The sequence below is a fragment of the Caballeronia sp. BR00000012568055 genome (assembly GCF_029439455.1).
GTDB lineage: Bacteria > Pseudomonadota > Gammaproteobacteria > Burkholderiales > Burkholderiaceae > Caballeronia.
The window spans coordinates 825-1,222 of the sequence record NZ_JAQFVG010000219.1; the positions used below are offsets into that span (position 1 = coordinate 825).

Below are 398 nucleotides of genomic sequence, written 5' to 3' on the forward strand. Positions count from 1 at the left end.
GGCCGAGCGCATGGAATTGACCGAAGAAAAGGTTCGCGGCATGTTGAAGGTCGCCAAGCAACCGGTGTCACTCGAGATGCCGGTGGGCGAGGACGCGGATGCGACGCTTGGCGACATGATCGAAGATCCGATGGCGGCATCACCCGTTGACGCGGCCGTGCATGCCAACCTGCGCGATGCGATCGATGAGGCGCTCGATGCGCTGTCGCCGCGTGAAGCGAAGGTACTGAGGATGCGTTTCGGCATCGATACCGCGTCCGACTTCACGCTCGAAGAACTGGGTAAGCATTCGACGTGACGCGCGAACGGATCCGGCAGATCGAAAGCAAGGCGATGCGAAAACTGATGCACCCGAGTCGGGCAGACAAGCTCCGGCAATTTCTCGATCACTAAGTATC

At 59.8% G+C, this 398-nt stretch carries 1 pseudogene; it reads left to right on the top strand.

What is annotated here, in order from left to right:
* Window positions 1-393: pseudogene (locus P7F28_RS10255) on the top strand (sigma-70 family RNA polymerase sigma factor); the annotation flags it as partial.
* Window positions 394-398: the final 5 nt, after the last annotated feature.